Origin of the sequence: Streptomyces prunicolor (genome assembly GCF_045162825.1) — a bacterium.
GTDB lineage: Bacteria > Actinomycetota > Actinomycetes > Streptomycetales > Streptomycetaceae > Streptomyces > Streptomyces prunicolor.
Genome location: NZ_CP108676.1, coordinates 1,870,965 through 1,890,978, shown reverse-complemented (window position 1 = coordinate 1,890,978; position 20,014 = coordinate 1,870,965). Strand labels below are relative to the sequence as shown.

Annotated in this window: 19 protein-coding genes; 14 read left to right on the top strand and 5 right to left on the bottom strand. The window is 70.8% G+C overall.

Annotation, left to right across the window (positions count from 1 at the left end; genetic code table 11):
- Positions 1-87 precede the first annotated feature (87 nt).
- The 5 genes from OG588_RS08420 (at position 88) to OG588_RS08400 (ending at position 4,865) form a co-directional block, all read left to right on the top strand.
- Positions 88-1,530, top strand: a complete 1,443-nt coding sequence (locus OG588_RS08420) for a GuaB1 family IMP dehydrogenase-related protein (RefSeq protein ID WP_405953073.1) — start codon at positions 88-90, stop codon at positions 1,528-1,530.
- A gap of 209 nt (positions 1,531-1,739) precedes the next feature.
- Positions 1,740-2,264 carry a GNAT family N-acetyltransferase gene (locus tag OG588_RS08415; RefSeq protein WP_405946740.1) on the top strand — a complete coding sequence of 175 codons (525 nt, stop codon included), beginning with the start codon at positions 1,740-1,742 and terminating at the stop codon, positions 2,262-2,264.
- Between the two features lie 15 nt (positions 2,265-2,279).
- Positions 2,280-2,675, top strand: a complete 396-nt coding sequence (locus tag OG588_RS08410; RefSeq protein WP_393049298.1) for a hypothetical protein — start codon at positions 2,280-2,282, stop codon at positions 2,673-2,675.
- Positions 2,676-2,923: 248 nt separating this feature from the next.
- Positions 2,924-4,402 (top strand): amino acid permease, encoded by a 1,479-nt coding sequence (locus tag OG588_RS08405; protein WP_405946739.1) that lies wholly within the window; start codon positions 2,924-2,926, stop codon positions 4,400-4,402.
- 10 nt (positions 4,403-4,412) lie between these two features.
- Positions 4,413-4,865 (top strand): Lrp/AsnC family transcriptional regulator, encoded by a 453-nt coding sequence (locus tag OG588_RS08400; protein ID WP_019059706.1) that lies wholly within the window; start codon positions 4,413-4,415, stop codon positions 4,863-4,865.
- Between the two features lie 10 nt (positions 4,866-4,875).
- On the opposite strand, the gene OG588_RS08395 is transcribed toward OG588_RS08400, so the two are convergent.
- Together OG588_RS08395 and OG588_RS08390 are read right to left on the bottom strand one after the other, a co-directional pair.
- Positions 4,876-5,370, bottom strand: coding sequence for a hypothetical protein (locus OG588_RS08395; RefSeq protein ID WP_405946738.1), 495 nt, complete (start codon positions 5,368-5,370; stop codon positions 4,876-4,878).
- Positions 5,371-5,406: 36 nt separating this feature from the next.
- Positions 5,407-6,147: a GntR family transcriptional regulator gene (locus tag OG588_RS08390; protein ID WP_405946737.1), complete on the bottom strand. Its 741-nt coding sequence runs from the start codon at positions 6,145-6,147 to the stop codon at positions 5,407-5,409.
- Between the two features lie 212 nt (positions 6,148-6,359).
- Here OG588_RS08390 and OG588_RS08385 point away from each other — a divergent pair, with 212 nt between their 5' ends.
- The 5 genes from OG588_RS08385 to OG588_RS08365 are packed head-to-tail and all read left to right on the top strand — an operon-like array spanning position 6,360 to position 11,817.
- Positions 6,360-7,517 carry an ABC transporter substrate-binding protein gene (locus tag OG588_RS08385; RefSeq protein ID WP_405946736.1) on the top strand — a complete coding sequence of 386 codons (1,158 nt, stop codon included), beginning with the start codon at positions 6,360-6,362 and terminating at the stop codon, positions 7,515-7,517.
- On the top strand, positions 7,514-8,413 hold the full coding sequence (locus OG588_RS08380) for an ABC transporter permease subunit (RefSeq protein ID WP_019059702.1): 900 nt from the start codon (positions 7,514-7,516) through the stop codon (positions 8,411-8,413). The genes OG588_RS08385 and OG588_RS08380 overlap by 4 nt, the downstream gene beginning before the upstream one ends.
- On the top strand, positions 8,398-9,216 hold the full coding sequence (locus tag OG588_RS08375) for an ABC transporter permease subunit (RefSeq protein ID WP_318015143.1): 819 nt from the start codon (positions 8,398-8,400) through the stop codon (positions 9,214-9,216). The genes OG588_RS08380 and OG588_RS08375 overlap by 16 nt, the downstream gene beginning before the upstream one ends.
- A gap of 3 nt (positions 9,217-9,219) precedes the next feature.
- Complete coding sequence (locus OG588_RS08370; protein WP_398852749.1) at positions 9,220-10,299, top strand: ABC transporter ATP-binding protein; 1,080 nt, start codon at positions 9,220-9,222, stop codon at positions 10,297-10,299.
- A gap of 42 nt (positions 10,300-10,341) precedes the next feature.
- On the top strand, positions 10,342-11,817 hold the full coding sequence (locus OG588_RS08365; protein ID WP_405946735.1) for an HAD-IA family hydrolase: 1,476 nt from the start codon (positions 10,342-10,344) through the stop codon (positions 11,815-11,817).
- A gap of 85 nt (positions 11,818-11,902) precedes the next feature.
- Here OG588_RS08365 and OG588_RS08360 read toward each other — a convergent pair whose 3' ends face one another.
- Positions 11,903-12,778 (bottom strand): DUF1963 domain-containing protein, encoded by an 876-nt coding sequence (locus OG588_RS08360; RefSeq protein WP_405946734.1) that lies wholly within the window; start codon positions 12,776-12,778, stop codon positions 11,903-11,905.
- A 223-nt stretch (positions 12,779-13,001) separates the two neighbouring features.
- On the opposite strand from OG588_RS08360, the gene OG588_RS08355 reads away from it, so the two are divergent.
- Together OG588_RS08355 and OG588_RS08350 are read left to right on the top strand one after the other, a co-directional pair.
- On the top strand, positions 13,002-13,790 hold the full coding sequence (locus OG588_RS08355) for a carbon-nitrogen hydrolase family protein (RefSeq protein WP_405946733.1): 789 nt from the start codon (positions 13,002-13,004) through the stop codon (positions 13,788-13,790).
- Between the two features lie 65 nt (positions 13,791-13,855).
- Positions 13,856-15,553 (top strand): flavin monoamine oxidase family protein, encoded by a 1,698-nt coding sequence (locus tag OG588_RS08350; protein WP_405946732.1) that lies wholly within the window; start codon positions 13,856-13,858, stop codon positions 15,551-15,553.
- Positions 15,554-15,593: 40 nt separating this feature from the next.
- Here the strand turns inward: OG588_RS08350 and OG588_RS08345 are convergent, their stop codons facing one another.
- On the bottom strand, positions 15,594-16,523 hold the full coding sequence (locus OG588_RS08345) for an LLM class F420-dependent oxidoreductase (RefSeq protein ID WP_405946731.1): 930 nt from the start codon (positions 16,521-16,523) through the stop codon (positions 15,594-15,596).
- 80 nt (positions 16,524-16,603) lie between these two features.
- Positions 16,604-17,290: a DUF5995 family protein gene (locus OG588_RS08340; protein ID WP_365987554.1), complete on the bottom strand. Its 687-nt coding sequence runs from the start codon at positions 17,288-17,290 to the stop codon at positions 16,604-16,606.
- A gap of 140 nt (positions 17,291-17,430) precedes the next feature.
- Here OG588_RS08340 and OG588_RS08335 point away from each other — a divergent pair, with 140 nt between their 5' ends.
- Entirely contained in the window at positions 17,431-18,549 is a 1,119-nt protein-coding gene (locus OG588_RS08335; RefSeq protein ID WP_405953072.1) for a glycoside hydrolase family 6 protein, read from the top strand.
- Between the two features lie 134 nt (positions 18,550-18,683).
- Positions 18,684-19,949, top strand: a complete 1,266-nt coding sequence (locus OG588_RS08330; protein WP_405946730.1) for an alginate lyase family protein — start codon at positions 18,684-18,686, stop codon at positions 19,947-19,949.
- Positions 19,950-20,014: the final 65 nt, after the last annotated feature.

Here is a 20,014-nt window from a genome sequence, read left to right as displayed (position 1 = left end):
CGCCCGACATGGGACAATGAAGTACGTGCTCTTCCCCCTGGCTGACCTGTCCGGGGACCACCTCTGATCGACTGGGATGTGCAGCACGTGCGTTTCCTCAACGACATCCAGCCCCCGTACGACCTGACGTACGACGACGTCTTCATGGTGCCGCGCCGCAGCGCGGTCGGATCGCGTCAGGGCGTGGACCTCAGCTCCCCGGACGGCACGGGCACCACCATCCCGCTGGTCGTCGCCAACATGACCGCCATCGCCGGGCGCCGGATGGCCGAGACGCTGGCCCGGCGCGGTGGCCTCGTCGTCATCCCGCAGGACATCCCGATCGAGGTCGTCACCGAGGTCGTCGCCTGGGTGAAGAGCCGCCACCTCGTCCTGGACACCCCGATCCGGCTGGCCCCGCACCAGACCGTCGCCGACGCGCTGGCCCTGCTGCCCAAGCGCGCGCACAACGCAGGTGTCGTCGTCGACGAGGACCAGCGCCCGGTCGGTGTCGTCACCGACGCCGACCTGACCGGTGTGGACCGCTTCACGCAGCTCGGCGAGGTCATGTCCCGTGACCTGCTGCTGCTCGACGCGGACATCGACCCGCGCGAGGCGTTCAACAAGCTGGACGCGGCCAACCGCCGCTACGCCCCCGCCGTCGACAAGGACGGCAAGCTCGCCGGCATCCTCACCCGCAAGGGCGCCCTGCGCGCCACGCTGTACTCGCCGGCCGTCGACGCGGACGGCAAGCTGCGCATCGCCGCCGCCGTCGGCATCAACGGCGACTTCGTGCAGAAGGCCAAGCAGCTGCTGGACGCGGGCGTGGACACGCTCGTCATCGACACGGCCCACGGCCACCAGGAGTCGATGATCAGCGCGATCAAGCAGGTGCGGGCGCTCGATCCGCAGGTCCCCATCGTGGCCGGCAACATCGTCGCCGCCGAGGGCGTCAAGGACCTGATCGAGGCGGGCGCCGACATCATCAAGGTCGGCGTCGGCCCCGGCGCGATGTGCACCACCCGCATGATGACCGGCGTCGGCCGGCCGCAGTTCTCGGCCGTCATGGAGTGTGCCGCCGAGGCGAAGAAGTACGGCAAGCACGTGTGGGCCGACGGCGGGGTCCGCCACCCGCGCGATGTGGCCATGGCCCTCGCCGCCGGTGCGTCGAACGTGATGATCGGCTCGTGGTTCGCGGGCACGTACGAGTCCCCGGGCGACCTCCAGCAGGACGCCAACGGCCGCCTCTACAAGGAGTCGTTCGGCATGGCGTCCGCCCGCGCGGTCCGCAACCGCACGTCGGACGAGTCGGCCTACGACCGCGCCCGCAAGGCGCTGTTCGAGGAGGGCATCTCCACCTCCCGCATGTACCTCGACCCTGCCCGCCCGGGCGTCGAGGACCTGATCGACTCGATCATCGCGGGCGTCCGCTCCTCCTGCACGTACGCCGGCGCGGGTTCCCTGGAGGAGTTCGCCGAGCGCGCGATCGTCGGCATCCAGAGCGCGGCGGGCTACGCGGAGGGCAAGCCGCTGCACGCCAGTTGGAGCTGACCAACTTCCTTTTCCACGGCCCCTGTTGTCCCGGCGAAACCGGTGCCGGGATGTCGTGGGGGCCGTGGGCGCGCTGCGGCGGTTGCCGTCCTGGGCTAGCCGTCGCACGTGGGCTGGACCCGACCAACTCCCTTCCGTACGGCCCCTGTTGTCCCGGCGCCCGGGATATACAGGGGCCGTCGGCGTCTCCGGCGGCTACCGTCGGGCGTATGGAGATCGCCGTGTGCCGGGCCGCCGACGTGGCGTTGCTCGACGAGTTCATCGGCTCGCCGGGGGCCGTCTCGTCCCATGCCCGGCGGTTCGCGCGGCAGGGGACGGGCGGGGGCACCTATCTGGTCGCCTGGATCGACGGTCGGCCCGTCGGGCACGCGGAGGTGGTCTGGGACGGCTGTGCGGCCCCGGAGGTGCGGGCCGCCCTGCCCGGTTGCCCGGAACTCAACGGTCTCGGCGTCTGGCCCCCGGAGCTGCGCTCGCGCGGGATCGGCGGCGCGTTGATCCGGCGAGCCGAGGAACTGGCCCGCGAGCGCAGCCGTACGGTCCTGGGCCTGGGTGTCGCGGCCGACAACCCGAGGGCCGCCGACCTGTACGCGCGGCTCGGCTACCGGCGCCTGACGGATTACGTGGACCGGTGGTCGTACGAGGACCTCGACGGGGTCACCCGCGAGTGCGTGGACCCCTGCACTTTCCTCACCAAGGAACTGCCGTCAGGCCCTCTTGACGTCAAGCGGCCCTGACGCAACGCTGCACCCATGACGACACCCCAGAGCATCGAACCCGAGCACACCCTCCTCACCGCCGTCGCCCGCCTCGACAACCTCCGCACCCGCGAGTCCCTCGCCGGCTTCGGCAGCGACGCGGAAGCCCTCGACCGCACCGAGACGCTGGAACTGCTCGCCCTCAGCGAGGTCGTCGCCCGCAAGGCCGCCTACGGCCGTCAGCTCACCGTCCGCGCGGCCCGTGAGGCCGGTGCGTCCTGGACGCAGATCGGGGCCGCGCTCGGCATGAGCAAGCAGGCCGCGTGGGAGGCGCACACGCGGTGGATCGACGCGCAGGCGGAGGTGTTCGGGCAGCCCGGGCGGATCGGGTTCGACGAGGAGGACCTGGCCGCGGCGCGGGCCCTCGCGGGGGAGCCGGACGAGGGCTGAACCAGACTCTGACGCGAGCTGTGCCAGGCGTTGCGCAACGCCCCACACCCACCGCGCAACGAATCAACACCCGCGTCCCACGAACGCAACGATCTTGCGAAGACGCGCAAGGTTGCCGCATTACGACCGGGACGCGCGGCCTCGTAGGGTCAAGCGCTGTACCCAGCGCGCGGCAGGACACCCGCTCGGCGGCCCCTCCGTGCCGCCCGTCCCTGCCGCCATGACCGGCAGCGACAAGGAGCCCCCGCGTGCTCGACCAAGGCGCACCCCAGCACCACCGAGGCCGGACCGCCGCCCCACCGTCCCCGGGGCTCGGCGCGCGTCTGATGCGCCGCAAGCCCGTGGACCTCCTGGTCGCCGAGGGCGGCCAGGGCGAGGGAGGGTCGCTCCGGCGCTCGCTCGGGCTCTGGCAGCTGACGATGATCAGCATCGGCGCCACCCTCGGCACCGGCATCTTCGTCGTCCTCGGCGAAGCCGTCCCCAAGGCCGGTCCCGCCGTCACCCTCTCCTTCGTGATCGCCGGCCTCACCGCCCTCTTCTCGGCCCTCTCCTACGCCGAACTCGCGGGCACCATCCCGGTAGCCGGTTCCTCGTACTCGTACGCCTACGCCACGCTGGGCGAGCTGATCGCCTGGATCTGCGGCTGGTGTCTGGTCCTGGAGTACGGCGTCTCGGTCGCCGCCGTCGCCGTCGGCTGGGGCGAGTACCTGAACGAACTGCTCGACGGGACCATCGGCGTCACCATCCCGGACGCCCTGTCCGCCCCGCCCGGCGACGGCGGCATCTTCAACCTCCCGGCGCTGATCGTCGTACTCCTCGCCATGGCCTTCCTGCTCGGCGGCGCCAAGGAGTCCGCGCGCGCCAACACGGTCATGGTGTGCGTGAAGATCGCCGCGCTCGTGCTGTTCTGCGCGATCGGCATCCAGGGCTTCAAGTCCGGCAACTACGACCACTTCATGCCGCTCGGCATGGCCGGCGTCAGCGCGGCCGGGGCGACGCTCTTCTTCTCGTACATCGGCTTCGACGCCGCCTCCACGGCCGGTGAGGAGGCGAAGAACGCGCAGCGCGACCTGCCCCGCGCGATCATGCTGTCCCTCGTCATCGTCACCGCGCTGTACGTCCTCGTCGCGGCCGTCGCCGTCGGCGCGAAGCCCTGGCGCCGCTTCAACGACTCCGAGGCCGCCCTCGCCCAGATCATGCGCGACGTGACCGGCCAGTCCTTCTGGGGCACCCTGCTGGCCGCCTGCGCGGTCATCGCCATCGCGAGCGTCGTCCTGACCGTGCTCTACGGCCAGACCCGCATCCTCTTCGCGATGTCCCGGGACGGGCTGGTCCCCAAGGTGTTCGGCAAGGTCCACCCGAAGACCGGGGCGCCGCGCGCCAACACCGTCATCGTGTCCCTGTTCTGCGGGGTCCTCGCGGCCGCCATCCCGCTCGGGCAGCTCGCGGACGCGACCAGCATCGGCACGCTCTTCGCCTTCGCGCTGGTCAACATCGCCGTCGTGGTGCTGCGCCGGACCCGCCCGGACATGTCCCGCACCTTCCGCGTACCGCTGTCGCCGGTCCTGCCCGCCGTCGGCTTCGCGCTCTGTGTGTGGATGATGGGCAGCCTCTCGGCCGTCACCTGGGTGGTCTTCGGAATCTGGATGGCCGTCGGGCTCGTGTTCTACTTCGTATACGGCCACCGCCGCTCCCGACTGGCACCCACCGCACCACCCGAGAAGTGATCGATCCACCGTGCTGAACGAACTCGACGAACGCATCGTGCACGCCCTCGCCGAGGACGCCCGCCGCTCCTTCGCGGACATCGGGCAGCTCGTCGGCCTGTCCGCGCCCGCCGTGAAGCGGCGCGTGGACCGGCTGCGGGCCACCGGCGCCATCACCGGCTTCACCGTACGGGTCGACCCGTCGGCGCTCGGCTGGGAGACCGAGGGGTTCGTCGAGATCTACTGCCGGCACAACACCTCCCCGGACACCATCCGGCGCGGCCTGGAGCGCTACCAGGAGGTCGTGGCCGCATCGACGGTCACGGGCGACGCGGACGCGGTCGTCCAGGTCTTCGCCGCCGACATGCGGCACTTCGAGCGGGTGCTGGAGCGGATCGCGGGGGAGCCGTTCGTGGAGCGCACGAAGTCGGTGCTGGTGCTGTCGCCACTGCTCCGGCGTTTCTCGTCGGGCTCGCCGACCTGAGCCGCGGGGGCTACTCGGACCGGCGGCGGACCGACGACAGCAGCCGGCGTACGGCGATCACGTGCCCGCCGCTGGAGATGACGAGCCGCCGGTAGAGGCCCCCGGCCAGGCCGGGAAAGGCGGCCCGGGTCTCGGCCCGCAGCAGCGAGCGCCCCGGGCCGGTCCGCTCGACGTGGAAGATCAGGGCGTACGACGAGAAGCGGTGGCTGCCTTCGACGACCAGCTCGCGCCCCGGGACCGCCGAGGTCACGTGGAAACCGGCGAACGTCGAACCCTCGGCGAGGGGCCGGGGCCCGGAGGTCTCGCGGTCGGCGGCGCGGACCAGGTGCGCGTACAGGGTCGCCCGTGCGGAGGAGTGGCCCATCACCTGGCTCAGGCCGCGCCACGCGGCGTCGGGCTCCGCCGCCACGACCGTGGTCTGTTCGCCGACACTGGGCAACGCGGCGATCTCCATCAGGACCTCCATGACGTAGGACCCGTCCCCCTCGCTACGACTGTCCCACATCGCGGCCCGAGGCTCTCGACCCGGGGCCGGAGGCTGTCATTCCGCCGTCTTGCGCGCCAGCGCGTTGTTCCCTATCGAGTTGTGCACGCTGAAGCTCACCGCGTCCGAGCGATAGCGGTCGTCCGACCACTCAACCGGCCGTCCCTCACGGGTCGTTGTCACCCGGCGCACCCGCAGCAGCGGACTGGTCCGGCGGATGCCGAGCAACTCCGCGTCCTGCGCGCCCGCGGCGACCGCGTCGATGACGTGCTCGCCGTAGGCGAAGACCAACCCCGTGTCGTCGTACAGGCGTTGAGTGACCGACGGGCACTCCGGCTCGATCGCCTCGACGGCGGGGGAGATCCAGTCGGCGTACACCGTCCGCTCCAGGAGGACCGGCTCGCCGTCCAGGCCGCGCACCCGCAGGACGTGCAACACGGGTGTCCCCGCGGTGAGTTGGAGGCGTACGGCGTCCTCGGCAGTGGCCGGGCGGTACTCCTGCGTGACGACGTGTCCGGTCGCCGCGCGTTCCATCGCGCGGGCCCACTCGGCGAAGCTGCGCAGTTCCGCGAAGCTCTGGCTGCGGCGGCTGGCCAGCACCACCCGGCGGGCGCCCTGACGGGAGCCGATCAGTCCCTCGGCGGTGAGGGCGGCGACGGCCTGGCGGACCGTGCCGCGCGAGACGCCGTACTGCGCGGCGAGGTCCGTCTCCGCGGGCAGCAGGCTGCCGACTGTGTACTCGTCGCGGTCGATGGCCTGGCGCAGCTCGTCGGCGATCTCCTCGTGTCGCGCCGTCATGCTTCCCCTCCGAATTGGCCACTGTGCACAGCGTGAGCAGCGTAGTCGAGTTCCCTTGGTGATCCGTGTCAGCCAGGAGTGTGCAGTGAATAAGGGGTCACGGTTTCGCCAATGTTTACGAACAAGACACCATCGGCGGGCGTACTGAGGCCAACTTGTTCAGACAAGTTCTCCGCTCTGCTCAAACCGTCGTGCGCACCCCTGGAGAGACCGTGACCGTGTCCCCGCCGAGAAACGCCGTCCTGGGTGGATCCCTCGCCGTCGTCGCCGCGCTTGCCCTCAGCGCCTGTGGCGCCGCTCCCACCAACTCGTCGACCACCGCCGACGGCAAGAACGCCGCCACCGCCACCTCCGTCGCCGACTTCGGCGGCATGGACGCCCTGGTGAAGGCGGCCAAGAAGGAGGGCACGCTGCACGCCATCGCGCTGCCCCGCGACTGGGCCAACTACGGTGCCCTCATCGACGGCTTCACCAAGAAGTACGGCATCAAGATCACGGACGAGAACCCGGACGGCTCCAGCCAGGACGAGATCAACGCCGTGACCTCCCGCAAGGGCCAGGACCGTGCGCCCGACGTCCTCGACCTCGGTTCCTCCTTCGCGCTGAGCGCCGCCCAGCAGGGCCTGCTCGCGCCGTACAAGGTCGCCTCCTTCGACCAGATCCCCGCGGGCCAGAAGGACCCGAAGGGGCAGTGGTTCAACGACTACGGCGGCTACATCTCCATCGGCTGCGACGCCAAGCGCGTCAAGACCTGTCCGACCACCTTCGCGGACCTGCTGAAGCCCCAGTACAAGGGCCAGGTCGCCCTCAACGGCAACCCCACCAAGTCGGGTTCGGCGTTCGGCGGCGTGTATGCGGCGGCGCTCGCCAACAAGGGCTCCTTCGACGACATCCAGCCCGGCCTGGACTTCTTCGCCAAGCTGAAGAAGAACGGCAACTACACGCCCGTCGAGTCGACCCCGGCGACCGTCGAGAAGGGCGAGACGCCCATCTCCATCGACTGGGACTACCTGAACGCCGGTTACGCCGACGAGTTCAAGTCCAAGGGTGTCGACTGGAAGGTCTCCATCCCGAGCGACGGCCAGTACGCGCAGTACTACTCGCAGGCCATCAACAAGGACGCCCCGCACCCGGCGGCGGCGCGCCTGTGGCAGGAGTACCTGTACAGCGCCGAGGGCCAGAACCTGTGGCTCAAGGGGTACGCGCGTCCGGCGCTGATGACCTCCATGGAGTCGGCCGGCACGCTCGACAAGACTGCCGCCGCCAAGCTCCCGCAGGTCACCGGCACGCCGTCCTTCCCGACCGAGGCCCAGCAGAGCAAGGCCAAGACGGTCATCGCGCAGGGCTGGGCGAAGGCCGTCTCCGGATGACGGCCACGCTCACGCGGGCCGATGTGGTCGCCGCCGCTTCCTCGAAGCGGCGGCGCCGCGTCCCCAGTTGGATCGCCGTGGTCCCGCTGCTCGTGTTCGTCGCGGTCGCCTTCGGGGTGCCCGCCGTCGCGATGCTGAACGGCGCCTTCACCGTCAAGAACCAGACGACGGGCGCCACTTCGTACAGCACCGCCAACCTGACCGAATCACTCAAGGGCGCCTACCTCACCGCGCTGATCGGCAGCGTCAAGCTGTCCGCGCTCGCGGGCGCCCTCGGCACCCTGCTCGGGCTGCCGCTCGCGCAGGTCGTCGTCACCTCCCGCTTCCGCGCGCTGCGCGAGGCCGTGCTCACCGCGTCCGGCGTCCTCGCCAACTTCGGCGGTGTCCCGCTGGCCTTCGCGTTCGTCGCGACGCTGGGCAACGCCGGTGTGCTGACGACCCACTTGGGCCTGAAGGACAAGGGCTGGGACCTCTACAGCTTCTGGGGCCTGGTCCTCGTCTACCTGTACTTCCTCATCCCGCTGATGGTCCTCACCATCACCCCGGCCCTGGAGGGCCTGCGCACCCAGTGGCGCGAGGCCGCCCAGAACAACGGCGCCACCGGCGTGCAGTACTGGCGCCACGTCGCCCTGCCGGTCCTCGCGCCGTCCCTGCTCGGCGGATTCGTCCTCCTCTTCGGCAGCGCGTTCGCCGCGTACGCCACCGCCGCGGCCATGGTGGGCAGTTCGATCCCGCTGATCACCCTGCAGATCGCCGACGCCATCTCCGGCAACGTGCTGGTCGGCCAGGAGAACGTGGCGCTGGCGATGAGCCTCGACATGGTCCTGGTCGCGGGCCTGGTCATGGCCGTGTACCTGCCCCTGCAACGACGGAGCGCGCGATGGCTGGACGCCTGAACCTCTGGCGGTGGGTCGTCCTCGGCCTCGCCGCCCTGTACTTCCTGGTCCCGCTCGCCGCGTCCGTGGTCTTCACGGTCGACGTGCCGGGGGAGGGCGTCACCTTCGACGCCTACACCCAGATCGTCTCCGCCGACGGCTTCACCTCCAGCCTGGTGCTCTCGCTGGAACTCGCCGCCGCCACCATCGCCGTCGTCCTGCTCCTGATGGTGCCCGCCATGGTCGCGCTACGGCTCGGCGCGCCCCGGCTGCGTCCCGTCGTCGAGGTGATCTGCTCGCTGCCGCTGGTGGTGCCGCCGATCGCGTTCGTCGCCGGTATCGCCACCGTCCTCAAGTGGGGCCCCGACTACCTGTCCCGCACCCCGCTGTTCGAGACCTTCGTCGCCATCCAGAACCCGAGCTTCCCCTTCATCCTCGTCCTCGCCTATGTCGTGATGGCGCTGCCGTTCGTGTACCGGGCGCTGGACTCCGGGCTGCGTGCCATCGACGTGAAGACCCTCGTCGAGGCCGCCCGCAGCTGCGGCGCGAACTGGCCGCAGGCGCTGGTGCGGACCGTACTGCCCAATCTGCGCGGGGCGTTGCTCAACGCGTCCTTCCTCACGCTGGCGCTGGTGCTCGGCGAGTTCACCGTGGCCCAGCTGCTCGGCTTCCAGCCGTTCGCCGTGTGGATCTACAGCGTCGGCGGGTCCAACGCCCAGCTCTCCGTCGCCGTCTCCGTGCTCAGCCTGGTCGTCACCTGGGCACTCCTCCTCACGCTCGCCGGTGTCGGCGGACGTGACAAAACCGCTTCGTCCCGGGGATGAACCATGACCGCCACCACGCTTGAGAAGACAACGACGGACAACGCCGCCACCGTCGAATTCCGGGGCCTGCGCCGGGAGTTCGGCCCCACGGTCGCCCTCGACGGACTCGACCTGACCGTCCAGCCCGGCGAGTTCCTGGCCCTGCTCGGCCCCTCCGGCTGCGGCAAGACCACCGCGCTGCGCATGCTCGCCGGGTTCGAACACCCCACCTCCGGCGAGGTGTTGGTGGACGGCAAAGACGTCACCCAGGTCCCCGCCCATCGCCGCGACGCCGGGATGGTCTTCCAGTCGTACAGCCTCTTCCCGCATCTCAACGCGCTCGACAACGTCGCCTTCGGCCTGCGCATGCGCAAGGTGAACAAGGCCGAACGGCGGTTCCGCGCCAACGAGTTGCTCCACCTTGTCGGGCTCGGCGACAAGGGCGAGAGCTTCCCGCACCAGCTCTCCGGCGGCCAGCAGCAGCGCATCGCCCTGGCCCGCGCGCTCGCCCTCCAGCCGCGCGTCCTGCTCCTCGACGAACCGCTCTCCGCGCTCGACGCCAAGGTGCGGCTGTCCCTGCGCGAGGAGATCCGCCGCCTCCAGCAGGAACTCGGCATCACCACCCTCTTCGTGACGCACGATCAGGAAGAGGCGCTGTCCATAGCCGACCGGGTCGCCGTGATGCGCGCCGGAAAGCTCGAACAGTGCGCCGCACCGGCCGAGTTGTACGGCCGGCCCACGACCGCCTTCGTCGCCGAGTTCGTCGGCACGATGAGCCGCCTCCCGGGGCACCTCTCGGACGGGGTCGTGGAGGTGCTCGGTCAGCGGCTGCCCGTCGACGGCGAGGCACCGGCAGGACCCGAAGTCGACGTGCTGGTACGGCCCGAGGCGATCGACGTGCACGCCGACGAGGCCGGTGACGCACGTGTCGTCGGCACCGCGTTCCTCGGCGCGGTCGTCCGCGTCAGCGTGCTGCTCGGCGACGGCACCGAGGTCAAGGCCGACCTGCCCACGCACGAGGCCACCACCCTGGGCGCCGGAGTCGCCGTAAAGGTGTCGCTGCCGGAACGGCCGGTACTCGTGGCAGACCGCATCAACCCGTAGGGCCCAACCGCCCGTAGCGCACCCGCAGTGAAAGAGAGAAACGTGACCCCCCACGCCCAACTCCCGCTCCAGGCCGTCCTGTTCGACATGGACGGAACGCTCGTCGACACCGAGCGACTGTGGTGGGAGGCGGTCGAGCAGGTCGCGGGCAGAACCCTGACGGACGCGGACCAGCCGGAGGTGCTCGGCCGCCCGGTCGAGCACACCGCCGACTGGCTCGCCCGGGCCACGGGCGCGTCGGCGGCGGACCTCGCGGCCGCACTGCACCGGGAGTTCGCCGCCCGCGTCCGCACCGGCATCGTGCCCCGCCCCGGCGCGCTCGACCTCCTCGACGCCCTCGCCCGCGACGGCGTCCCCACGGCCCTGGTCACCGCGTCCCCCCGCGCGGTCGCCGACACCGTCCTGGACGCCCTCGGCGCGAGCCGCTTCGCGGTCTCCGTCACCGCCGACGACACCGGGCCCACCAAGCCCGCCCCCGACCCCTACCTCGCCGCCTGCCGCGCGCTCGGCGTCGACCCGGCGGCCTGCGTGGCCGTCGAGGACACCCAGACCGGCGTCAGCTCCGCCGAGGCGGCCGGCTGCGCGGTCCTCGCCGTACCGTCGCTGGCCCCGATCGACGCGGCACCCGGACGGACGGTACGGGAGAGCCTCGTCGGGGTCACCCCGGCGGCCCTGCGCGCGCTGGTGACGCATGAATCGCCGTACGAGCTACGCGTGTTGACCTGGAACCTCTGGCTCGGCGGCAGCAAGGTCGACGACCACCGCGCCAAGCAGCTCAAGGCGATCACGGAGACCGGCGCGGACGTGGTCGGCCTCCAGGAGACGGGGGGTACCGCCGCCGAGGAACTCGCCGAGGCGCTCGGCTGGCACCACCACCGCGCCGGCGAGAACCTCGGCGTGATCAGCCGCCACCCGATCACCGCCCGCTTCGGCGACCCGGACGTCGGCTTCTACGGAGCGGCCGGGGTGCGCATCGCCGTAGGGGAGGGGCGTGAGGTCGATCTTTGGACCTGCCATCTCGACTACACGCCCTACGGCCCCTACGAGTCCGCCTACGACGGGCTCCCGGCCGCCGAGCTGATCGCCCACGAGGAGGTACGGCTCGCCCAGATGCGGGATGCCCTCGGCCGGATCGCGGTGGTGGCCGAGGACACCGTCCCCGTCGTGCTGGTCGGCGACTTCAACAGCCCTTCGCACCTGGACTGGCCGGACGTGGAGTGGCCGGTGACGAAGGCGGCGGCGGACGCGGGGTTGCGCGACTCGTACCGGGAGGTTCACCCGGACCCGGCCGTCGACCCCGGGCACACCTGGTCGCCGATCCACCCGGTGAACGAAGACGGCAGCGGGCGCGCCGAACCGCAGGACCGCATCGACTACGTCCTGCACCGGGGGCTCACCGTGCTCGACTCCCGAACGGTCGTCGTCGGCACGCCGAGCCCCTGGCCGGACGTGTCCGCCAACTGCTGGCCGTCGGACCACGCGGCTGTCCTCACGGTGTTCGCGGTGCCCCGGCGTTAAGCGTTCCGCTGGAAGGTCGGTGTGTCGGCCGCGGGTGCGTCGTGGCTGGTCGCGCAGTTCCCCGCGCCCCTTTGGGGCGCTGCCCTTAGGGGTTCCAGAAGAAGGACACGTGTGTACGGTCGAAGCGGTGCTCGGCCAGGTCCTGGCGCGGGACCACCCAGTGCAGGGTGGCGCCCTCGCGGCCGGTGAGGCCTATGTCCCATTGGGCTAGCAGGGTCCACTCCTCGGGGGCGGGCAATTCTGCGGCGTCGGCTCGGTGGCGACGGGCCTCTTCCGCCTCCGCCGCCGCGTCCGTGACGGGGTCCGTCTCCGTGCACTCGTGGGACGCGTACCCGCCGATGTGCAGCGGGCCGTCGACGACGATGCCGCCGTACGTCTCGTCCCACACCTCGGCCAGGTCCCAGGCGCGGGGATGGCCGGGGAGCGTGACGATCTCCTCGCCGGGCTCCGGGGAGGGGGCCAGGAAGTGGTGCGGCAGAGACACATCGGGCGCCAGCCGCAGTTCCTCCTGCGGGAACTGCTCGTAGACGGCGAGCGTCGCGCCGTCGAAGAACGTGTCCCCCTCCTCGCCGTAGACGCAGGCGTACTTCGTGTTCCGCTCCTCGACGGGTGTCCCCTCGGGGATGTGCACGACCTCACCGGCCGTACTGCCGTAGTACGTCATCTCGGGGAAGCCGAAGAGCAACAGGCGTCCGTCAGAGGGCAGTTGAAGGCCCGTCGTCTCCTCGGGCAGGGCAGCGCAGTCGAGGGTGGCGAGTAACGGGTACCAGGGGTCGGGCGCGTCGGCGGGCAGCAGCAGCGGGCCGCCGAACCTGCCGACGACCGGCCCGTCCCCGCCGGTGACGAGAGTCGCGGACGGACGCGCGGTGGCGATCCACCGCTCGACGTCCTCGGGCGGTATCCCGCGCCCCAGTGCTTCCGCCCGGAACGGCGCGAGCCGGTTGATCAGGTCAGGATTCATGGGCGGAAACCTACGCCCGGGGTCTGACAGCCGGTTCGCCGCAATCGAACGCCCCGCACCCACCAGGCACGCAACGAATCGCCGTCCCGTCCCACCCGCACGCAACGAACCGCCCACCGGCGCGCAACGGCTCCTTCTTGTCCGGCCCAGCCCCTCGGCCGTACCGTCTAGGTGGGCCCCGATAGGTGGCTCTTCGACCTTTTCGTACCGGTGAGGAACACCCATGCGCACCGCCCTCCTCCAGAGCTCCGGCCGCCCCGGCTCCCTCGTCGAGAACCTCAAGGTCCTCGACGAGGCCGCGGGCCGGGCCGCGGCCGGCGGTGCGGCGCTGCTCGGCGCGCCGGAGATGTTCCTCACCGGATACGCGATCGGCGACGACATCGGCCGCCTCGCCGAACCCGCCGACGGCGACTCCGCGGACGCCGTTGCCGAGATCGCCACCCGGCACGGACTTGCCCTCGCCTACGGCTACCCCGAGCGCGACGGCGACGCCGTCTACAACTCGGCCCAGCTCATCTCCGCCGACGGCACCCGCCTCGCCAACTACCGCAAAACCCACCTCTTCGGCGACTTCGAGCGCGCCCACTTCACACCCGGCGAACAGCCGGTCGTCCAGGCCGAGTTGAACGGTCTGACGGTCGGCCTGATGATCTGCTACGACGTCGAGTTCCCGGAGCCCGTCCGCGCGCACGCCCTCGCGGGCACCGACCTGCTGCTCGTGCCGACGGCGAACATGCACCCGTTCCAGTTCGTCGCCGAATCCCTGGTCCCGGTGCGGGCCTGGGAGAACCAGATGTACGTGGCGTACATCAACCGCATCGGCCAGGAAGGGGAGTTCGACTTCTTCGGCCTCTCCACCCTCGCCGGACCCGACGGAGTCGCCCGCACCCGCGCCGGCCGCGGCGAGGAACTCCTCCTCGCGGACCTGGACCCCGAGTTCCTGGCCAACTCTCGTGCGGCGAACCCGTATCTGACGGACCGTCGCCCCGGCCTCTACGGGTCCCTGGCCTGAATCCCCCCTGCTGTTCCCGCACTTGTACTTGTCATTGTTCTTGTTCCGCTAGGAGTCCGTACCCCATGACGTCCACGGTGCCCAACGCCGTCCAGCACGCCGACGAGCGGCAGCCGCCGATCACGATGTTCGGGCCGGACTTCCCGTACGCGTACGACGACTTCCTCGCCCACCCGGCGGGCCTCGGCCAGATACCCGCGACCGAGCACGGCACCGAAGTCGCGGTGATCGGCGGCGGGTTGTCCGGCATCGTGGCCGCCTACGAGCTGATGAAGATGGGCCTCAAGCCCGTCGTCTACGAGGCCGACCAGATCGGGGGCAGACTCCGGACCGTCGGCTTCGACGGGTGCGACCCGTCCCTCACCGCCGAGATGGGCGCGATGCGCTTCCCGCCCTCCTCCACCGCCCTCCAGCACTACATCGACCTGGTGGGTCTTGAGACCCGGCCGTTCCCCAACCCCCTTGCGGAGGCGACCCCTTCGACGGTCGTCGACCTCAAGGGCGAGTCGCACTACGCGACCACCGTCGACGACCTCCCGCAGGTCTACCGCGACGTGATGCATGCCTGGAACGCCTGCCTCGAAGAGGGCGCCGACTTCTCCGACATGAACCGCGCCCTGCGCGAACGTGACGTCCCGCGCATCCGCGCGATCTGGTCGAAGCTCGTCGAGAAGCTCGACAACCAGACCTTCTACGGCTTCCTCTGCGACTCCGAGTCCTTCAAGTCCTTCCGGCACCGCGAGATCTTCGGCCAGGTCGGCTTCGGCACGGGCGGCTGGGACACCGACTTCCCGAACTCGATCCTCGAAATCCTGCGCGTCGTCTACACCGAGGCCGACGACCACCACCGCGGCATCGTCGGCGGCTCCCAGCAACTCCCGCTCCGCCTCTGGGACCGCGAGCCGCAGAAGATCGTCCACTGGCCCTACGGCACCTCGCTGGCGTCCCTGCACGTGGGCGGCGAACCCCGCCCCGCCGTGACCCGGCTGCACCGCACCGCCGGCAACGGCATCACGGTGACGGACGCGAACGGCGACATCCGCACCTACCAGGCGGCGATCTTCACCGCCCAGTCCTGGATGCTGCTCTCGAAGATCGCCTGCGACGACTCGCTCTTCCCGATCGACCACTGGACCGCGATCGAGCGCACCCACTACATGGAGTCGAGCAAGCTCTTCGTGCCCGTCGACCGGCCGTTCTGGCTCGACAAGGACGAGGAGACGGGGCGGGACGTCATGTCGATGACCCTCACCGACCGTATGACGCGCGGGACTTACCTCCTCGACGACGGCCCGGACAAACCCGCCGTCATCTGCCTCTCGTACACCTGGTGCGACGACAGCCTCAAGTGGCTGCCGCTGTCCGCGAACGAGCGGATGGAGGTCATGCTGAAGTCGCTCGGCGAGATCTACCCGAGGGTCGACATCAGGAAGCACGTCATCGGCAACCCGGTGACCGTCTCCTGGGAGAACGAGCCCTACTTCATGGGCGCGTTCAAGGCCAACCTGCCCGGCCACTACCGCTACCAGCGGCGCCTGTTCACCCACTTCATGCAGGACCGGCTGCCCGAGGACAAGCGGGGCGTCTTCCTAGCGGGCGACGACATCTCCTGGACCGCCGGCTGGGCCGAGGGCGCCGTCCAGACCGCGCTGAACGCGGTCTGGGGCGTCATGCACCAGCTCGGCGGCACGACCGACCCGACCAACCCCGGGCCGGGGGACGTCTACGACGACATCGCGCCGGTCGAACTCCCGGAGGACTGAGGGGAGTTCAGTCGGCCGGAGGTGAACCGGCCGGAGTTCTTCAGACCCCGGCCGCCCGCGCCTTCTCGTACACCTCGGCGGCGACGGCCTTGAGCTCCTGGGCGTCGCGGGTGCGGGTCTGCAGGTCGACGAGGATCTCGTCCAGGCCGATCGCGGCATGTGCGGCGAGGTCCTCGACGATCTGGTCGACGCTGCCGTGGAAAGGGGGCCGGTCGGGGCCGTCGTAGGGCTTGGCGCTGTAGCGTGCGTTGGCGCGCAGCACGCTCGGGATCGGTTCCGTGCGGCCACGCTCGGCGGCCACGTCCCGCAGCTCGCGCCACTGGGCGGCGACCGCCTCGGCGCCCACGCCGACCGGTATCCACCCGTCGGCGCGGTCGACCAGCCGCCGCCGTGCCTTCCCGCTGGTCGCCGGGAGGAGGATCGGGATAGGACGGACGGGCTTGGGGCCGACGACCGCCGAGGCGATCCGCGTCAACGCGCCCTCGTACGACACCGGGTCGGGGCCCCACACGGCCCGGCACACCGCGATCTGCTCGTCCAGGGCCTGACCGCGCTCCTCGAACGGCCGTACCGACGAGGCCGCGTACTCCTCGTAGGACCAGCCCGTGCCGAGTCCCGCGACCACCCGGCCGCCGCTCGCCGCGTCCAACGTGGCGAGGGACTTGGCCAGTTGGAACGGCACGTGCAGGGGCGCCACCAGCACGCTGGTGCCCAGGCGGGCTCGCTCGGTCGCGGCGGCGGCGAGCGTGAGGACGACCAACGGCTCGGCCATGCTCCGGTAGTGGTCGGGCCAGGGCACGCCCTCCATGCCGTACAGGCCCTGGGCGGCGGGTTCGGGGAACAGGGCGCGCTCGGACACCCACAGGCTCTCGTAGCCGATGCGTTCGGCGGTGCGGGCCACGTCGGCCACGTCCTTGCCGAGGTCGTACCAGCGCATCTGGGGGAGGCCGAGTCCGAGAGAGATCGGCATGCTCTGTACTCCTTCGCCCGAGGTTCGCAGCTGTCCGTCCTGCCCTCGAACGTACAACGTAGGTAAGGGAGTTGACCGGATCAGTCGCGCAACGGCGTCAGCATCATGCGGCCCGCGAGCCCCACCGCCGCGTCCAGCCGTTCGGTGAACTCCTCGGCGACATCGGGCAGTCCACGCAACGCCCACAGCGCCCGTGCCGCCGTCCAGGTGGCCTCGCGGGCGCGCTCCAGACTCCACGAGCCGAGCAGATGCGTGAGCGGATCGGCGATCTGGAACAGGTCGGGCCCCGGCATCAGCTCCTCGCGGATGTGCTCCTCCAGCGACACGAGGAGATCGCCCACGCGGTCGAACTCGTCCTCCAGCTCGGCCGGTTCGCAGTCGAGCGTACGACAGGCGTCCACGACGGCGAGCGCGAGATCGTGGCCGATGTGCGCATTGATGCCGGACAGGGCGAACTGCAGCGGACGTACGCCGGGATGGCGCCGGAGCTGGAACAGCGGTCGCCAACAGGCGGGCGGGCGGCGCCCGTTGGCCGCCGCGTCCACGGCCGCGAGGTACCGCTCGGCGAACCGTACGTCCAGCGTGATCGCGGCCCGCGCGTCGGCGAACCGACCGGCGTCGACGCTCCGGTCGACCGCCTCCGTGACGGCGAGGTAGACGCGGTTGAAGACCGCGATCCCGTCCCGGGCGGGCAGTTCCTCGTCGAGCGCGCGCAGCCGGGAGACGACCTTGTCCACGGGTGTGGTGAAGTGTGCCAATTGCCCCATGGAGGCAGCGTCCCAGCCCTAGGCTGGCCGAGGTGCCGCCGGGCCCGACACTTCCCCAGAACGGGGGAACGGGTTCGGCGCGAGGGGGCAGTGTGTCGGGTTCGCGTGGCCGGCGGCGGGGGCGGGCCGCCCGGCGCGGCGTGCTGGTGGTGGCCGCGTCGGTCGTGGTCGCGGTCGGCACGGTGACCGGGATGATCAAGGCGCTGGACGACGAGCGCGGCGCGAACGCGGCGCGGCCGGACGCGACCGGGGCGACGCTGCTGGTGCCCCTGCCTGACGTACCGTCAACACCCGCCTCCACAAAGGCGAGTTCCTCCGCGTCCGCCTCGGCCAAGCCGAAGAAGAGCGCCGTGCCCTCTCCCACGAAGACCGGCAGGAAGCGGTCGGCGGGCGTCTCCCCGAGCCTCTACCGCCACCCCGAGTCGCAGGTCCTCGACTGGGTCCGCGATCACCCCGACGACCCCCGTACCGAGGTCATAGAGTCCCGGATCGCCGATCAGCCGGCGGCGGTGTGGTTCGCGGACTTCACGCCGTCGACGATCACCTCCCGGGTCCGCGCGGTCACTGCGGGCGCCGCCGCTCAGGGCCGGGTGCCGGTCGTCGTGCCGTACGCGATCCCGGACCGGGACTGCGGCGGGGCCTCCGAGGGCGGGGCGTCGGACTTCGACGCGTACGACGGGTGGATCGACGACTTCGCGGCGGGGCTGGGTTCCAGGGAGGTCGTCGTCATCCTCGAACCGGACTCCATAGCCCAGGCCGACTGCCTCTCCGAGGCCCAACGCGCCGACCGCTTCGAGGCGTTGGCCCGCGCGGGCCGCGTCCTGAAGGCCGCCGACCCGAAGGCCCGCGTGTACTACGACGCGGGCCACTCCGACTGGAACCCGGCCGCCCAACAGGCGGCCCTGCTCAAGCAGGCGGGCGCGGCCTCCGCCGCCTCTTCGGACGGCGTCTTCAGCAACGTCTCGAACTTCCACGCCACTTCGGCCGAGATCGCCTACGACCGCCAGGTCCTCGACGCCCTCGGCGGCCCCGCGGATCTCGGCGCGGTCATCGACACCAGCCGCAACGGCAACGGCGCCCCGGCCGACGGCCAGTGGTGCGACCCGGCGGGCCGCAAGATCGGCCGGGCACCGACCCTGAACACCGGGGAGGCGCGGATCGACGGCTATCTGTGGGTCAAGCTGCCGGGGGAGTCGGACGGTTGCAAGGGTGCGGCCGGCACGTTCACGGCGTCGTACGCCTACGACTTGGCGCGCTGAGCTTCATCTCCGCGCACTGAACTTCATCTCTGTACGTGAATCCGGTCCGGACCATTGTCACGACCGCTGCCCGGTCTTACGCTCGCACGGTTCCATTCATGAACATCGTTCATATATATGATTGGAGTCGGAGTGTGAGTGCCAGACCCCGCCTCGGTGTCCTCCTCGCGGCCGTGGCCGTACTGACAGCCCTGTTCGTCCCCTCCGCCGCCGCGCACCAGGCGCCCGCCGTCCCGAGAACCGCGGTCCTCGACGGCACCCGCCTCCAGCAGACCAAGCTCCGCCTGGACCGCGGTGACCCCCAACTCCGCCGCGCGGTCAAGCAGTTGACGACCCGCGCCGACAACTGGCTGCACCAGGGCCCCTGGACGGTCGTCGACAAGCCGAAGCCCGCCCCCGGCGGCGATGTTCACGACTACCTGAGTCAGGCCCCGTACTGGTGGCCCACGACCACCCCGACCGCCGCCAACCCCTGGGGCTGCCCGTACGTCCAGCGTGACGGACAGCGCAACCCCGAGGTCGACACGGGAACCGACCGCCAGGACGTGGAGAAGGTCTTCGACTCGACGTACGACCTCGCGCTCGCCTGGTACTACACCGGCGACAAGCGCTACGCGCACAAGGCCGACCAGGTCCTGACCACCTGGTTCCTCGACCCGGCCACGAAGATGAACCCCAACCTGAACCACGCCCAGTTCATCCCGTGCAAGTACGACGGCCGCGCCATCGGCATCATCGACTTCTCCCAGTCGTACACCAGCGTCGTCGACGCCATCGCGATCCTCGGCACCGGCGCCCCCGGCTGGACGAGGAACGACCGTACGGCGATGGCCGGTTGGAACTCCGACTTCCTCGGCTGGCTGAAGAACAGCGCCTTCGGCAAGGAGGAGGGCGCCGCCGCCAACAACCATGGCACCTTCTACGACATGCAGGTGGCCGCCCTCGCCTACGCGACCGGCGACAAGGCGCTGGCCCGGCGGACCGTGCTGGACGCGCGCGCCAAGCGCGTCGACCCGCAGATCGCGGGCGACGGGAGTCAGCCGCAAGAGCTTGCGCGGACGCGGAGTTGGCACTACTCGACCTTCGACCTGGTCGCGTACACCCGGCTCGCGGCCATCGGCCGGCATGTCGGCGTGGACCTGTGGAGCTACCAAGGCCCGGACGGGCAGGGCCTGTTGAAGGCGGTGGACTATCTGCTGCCCGCCGCGACCGGCGCCGCCGCGTGGTCGCATCCGGAGCTGGAGTTCTACCGGTACGCGGCGAGCGACGTCGTCCACGCGGCGGCCGATGCGGGCGACGCCCGCGCCAAGGCCGCCGTACCGAAGCTGGAGGCGCCGCCCGGCGGTGACCTGTGGGCGCTGCGTCCGGCGGCCGAGCAGTTGGACTCGATCGCCGGATGACCGATCCCCGTAGACCCTTCCCTCGGGTCTCCCGTAGGCCCGCCTGAGCAGGGCCTTCCCGACAG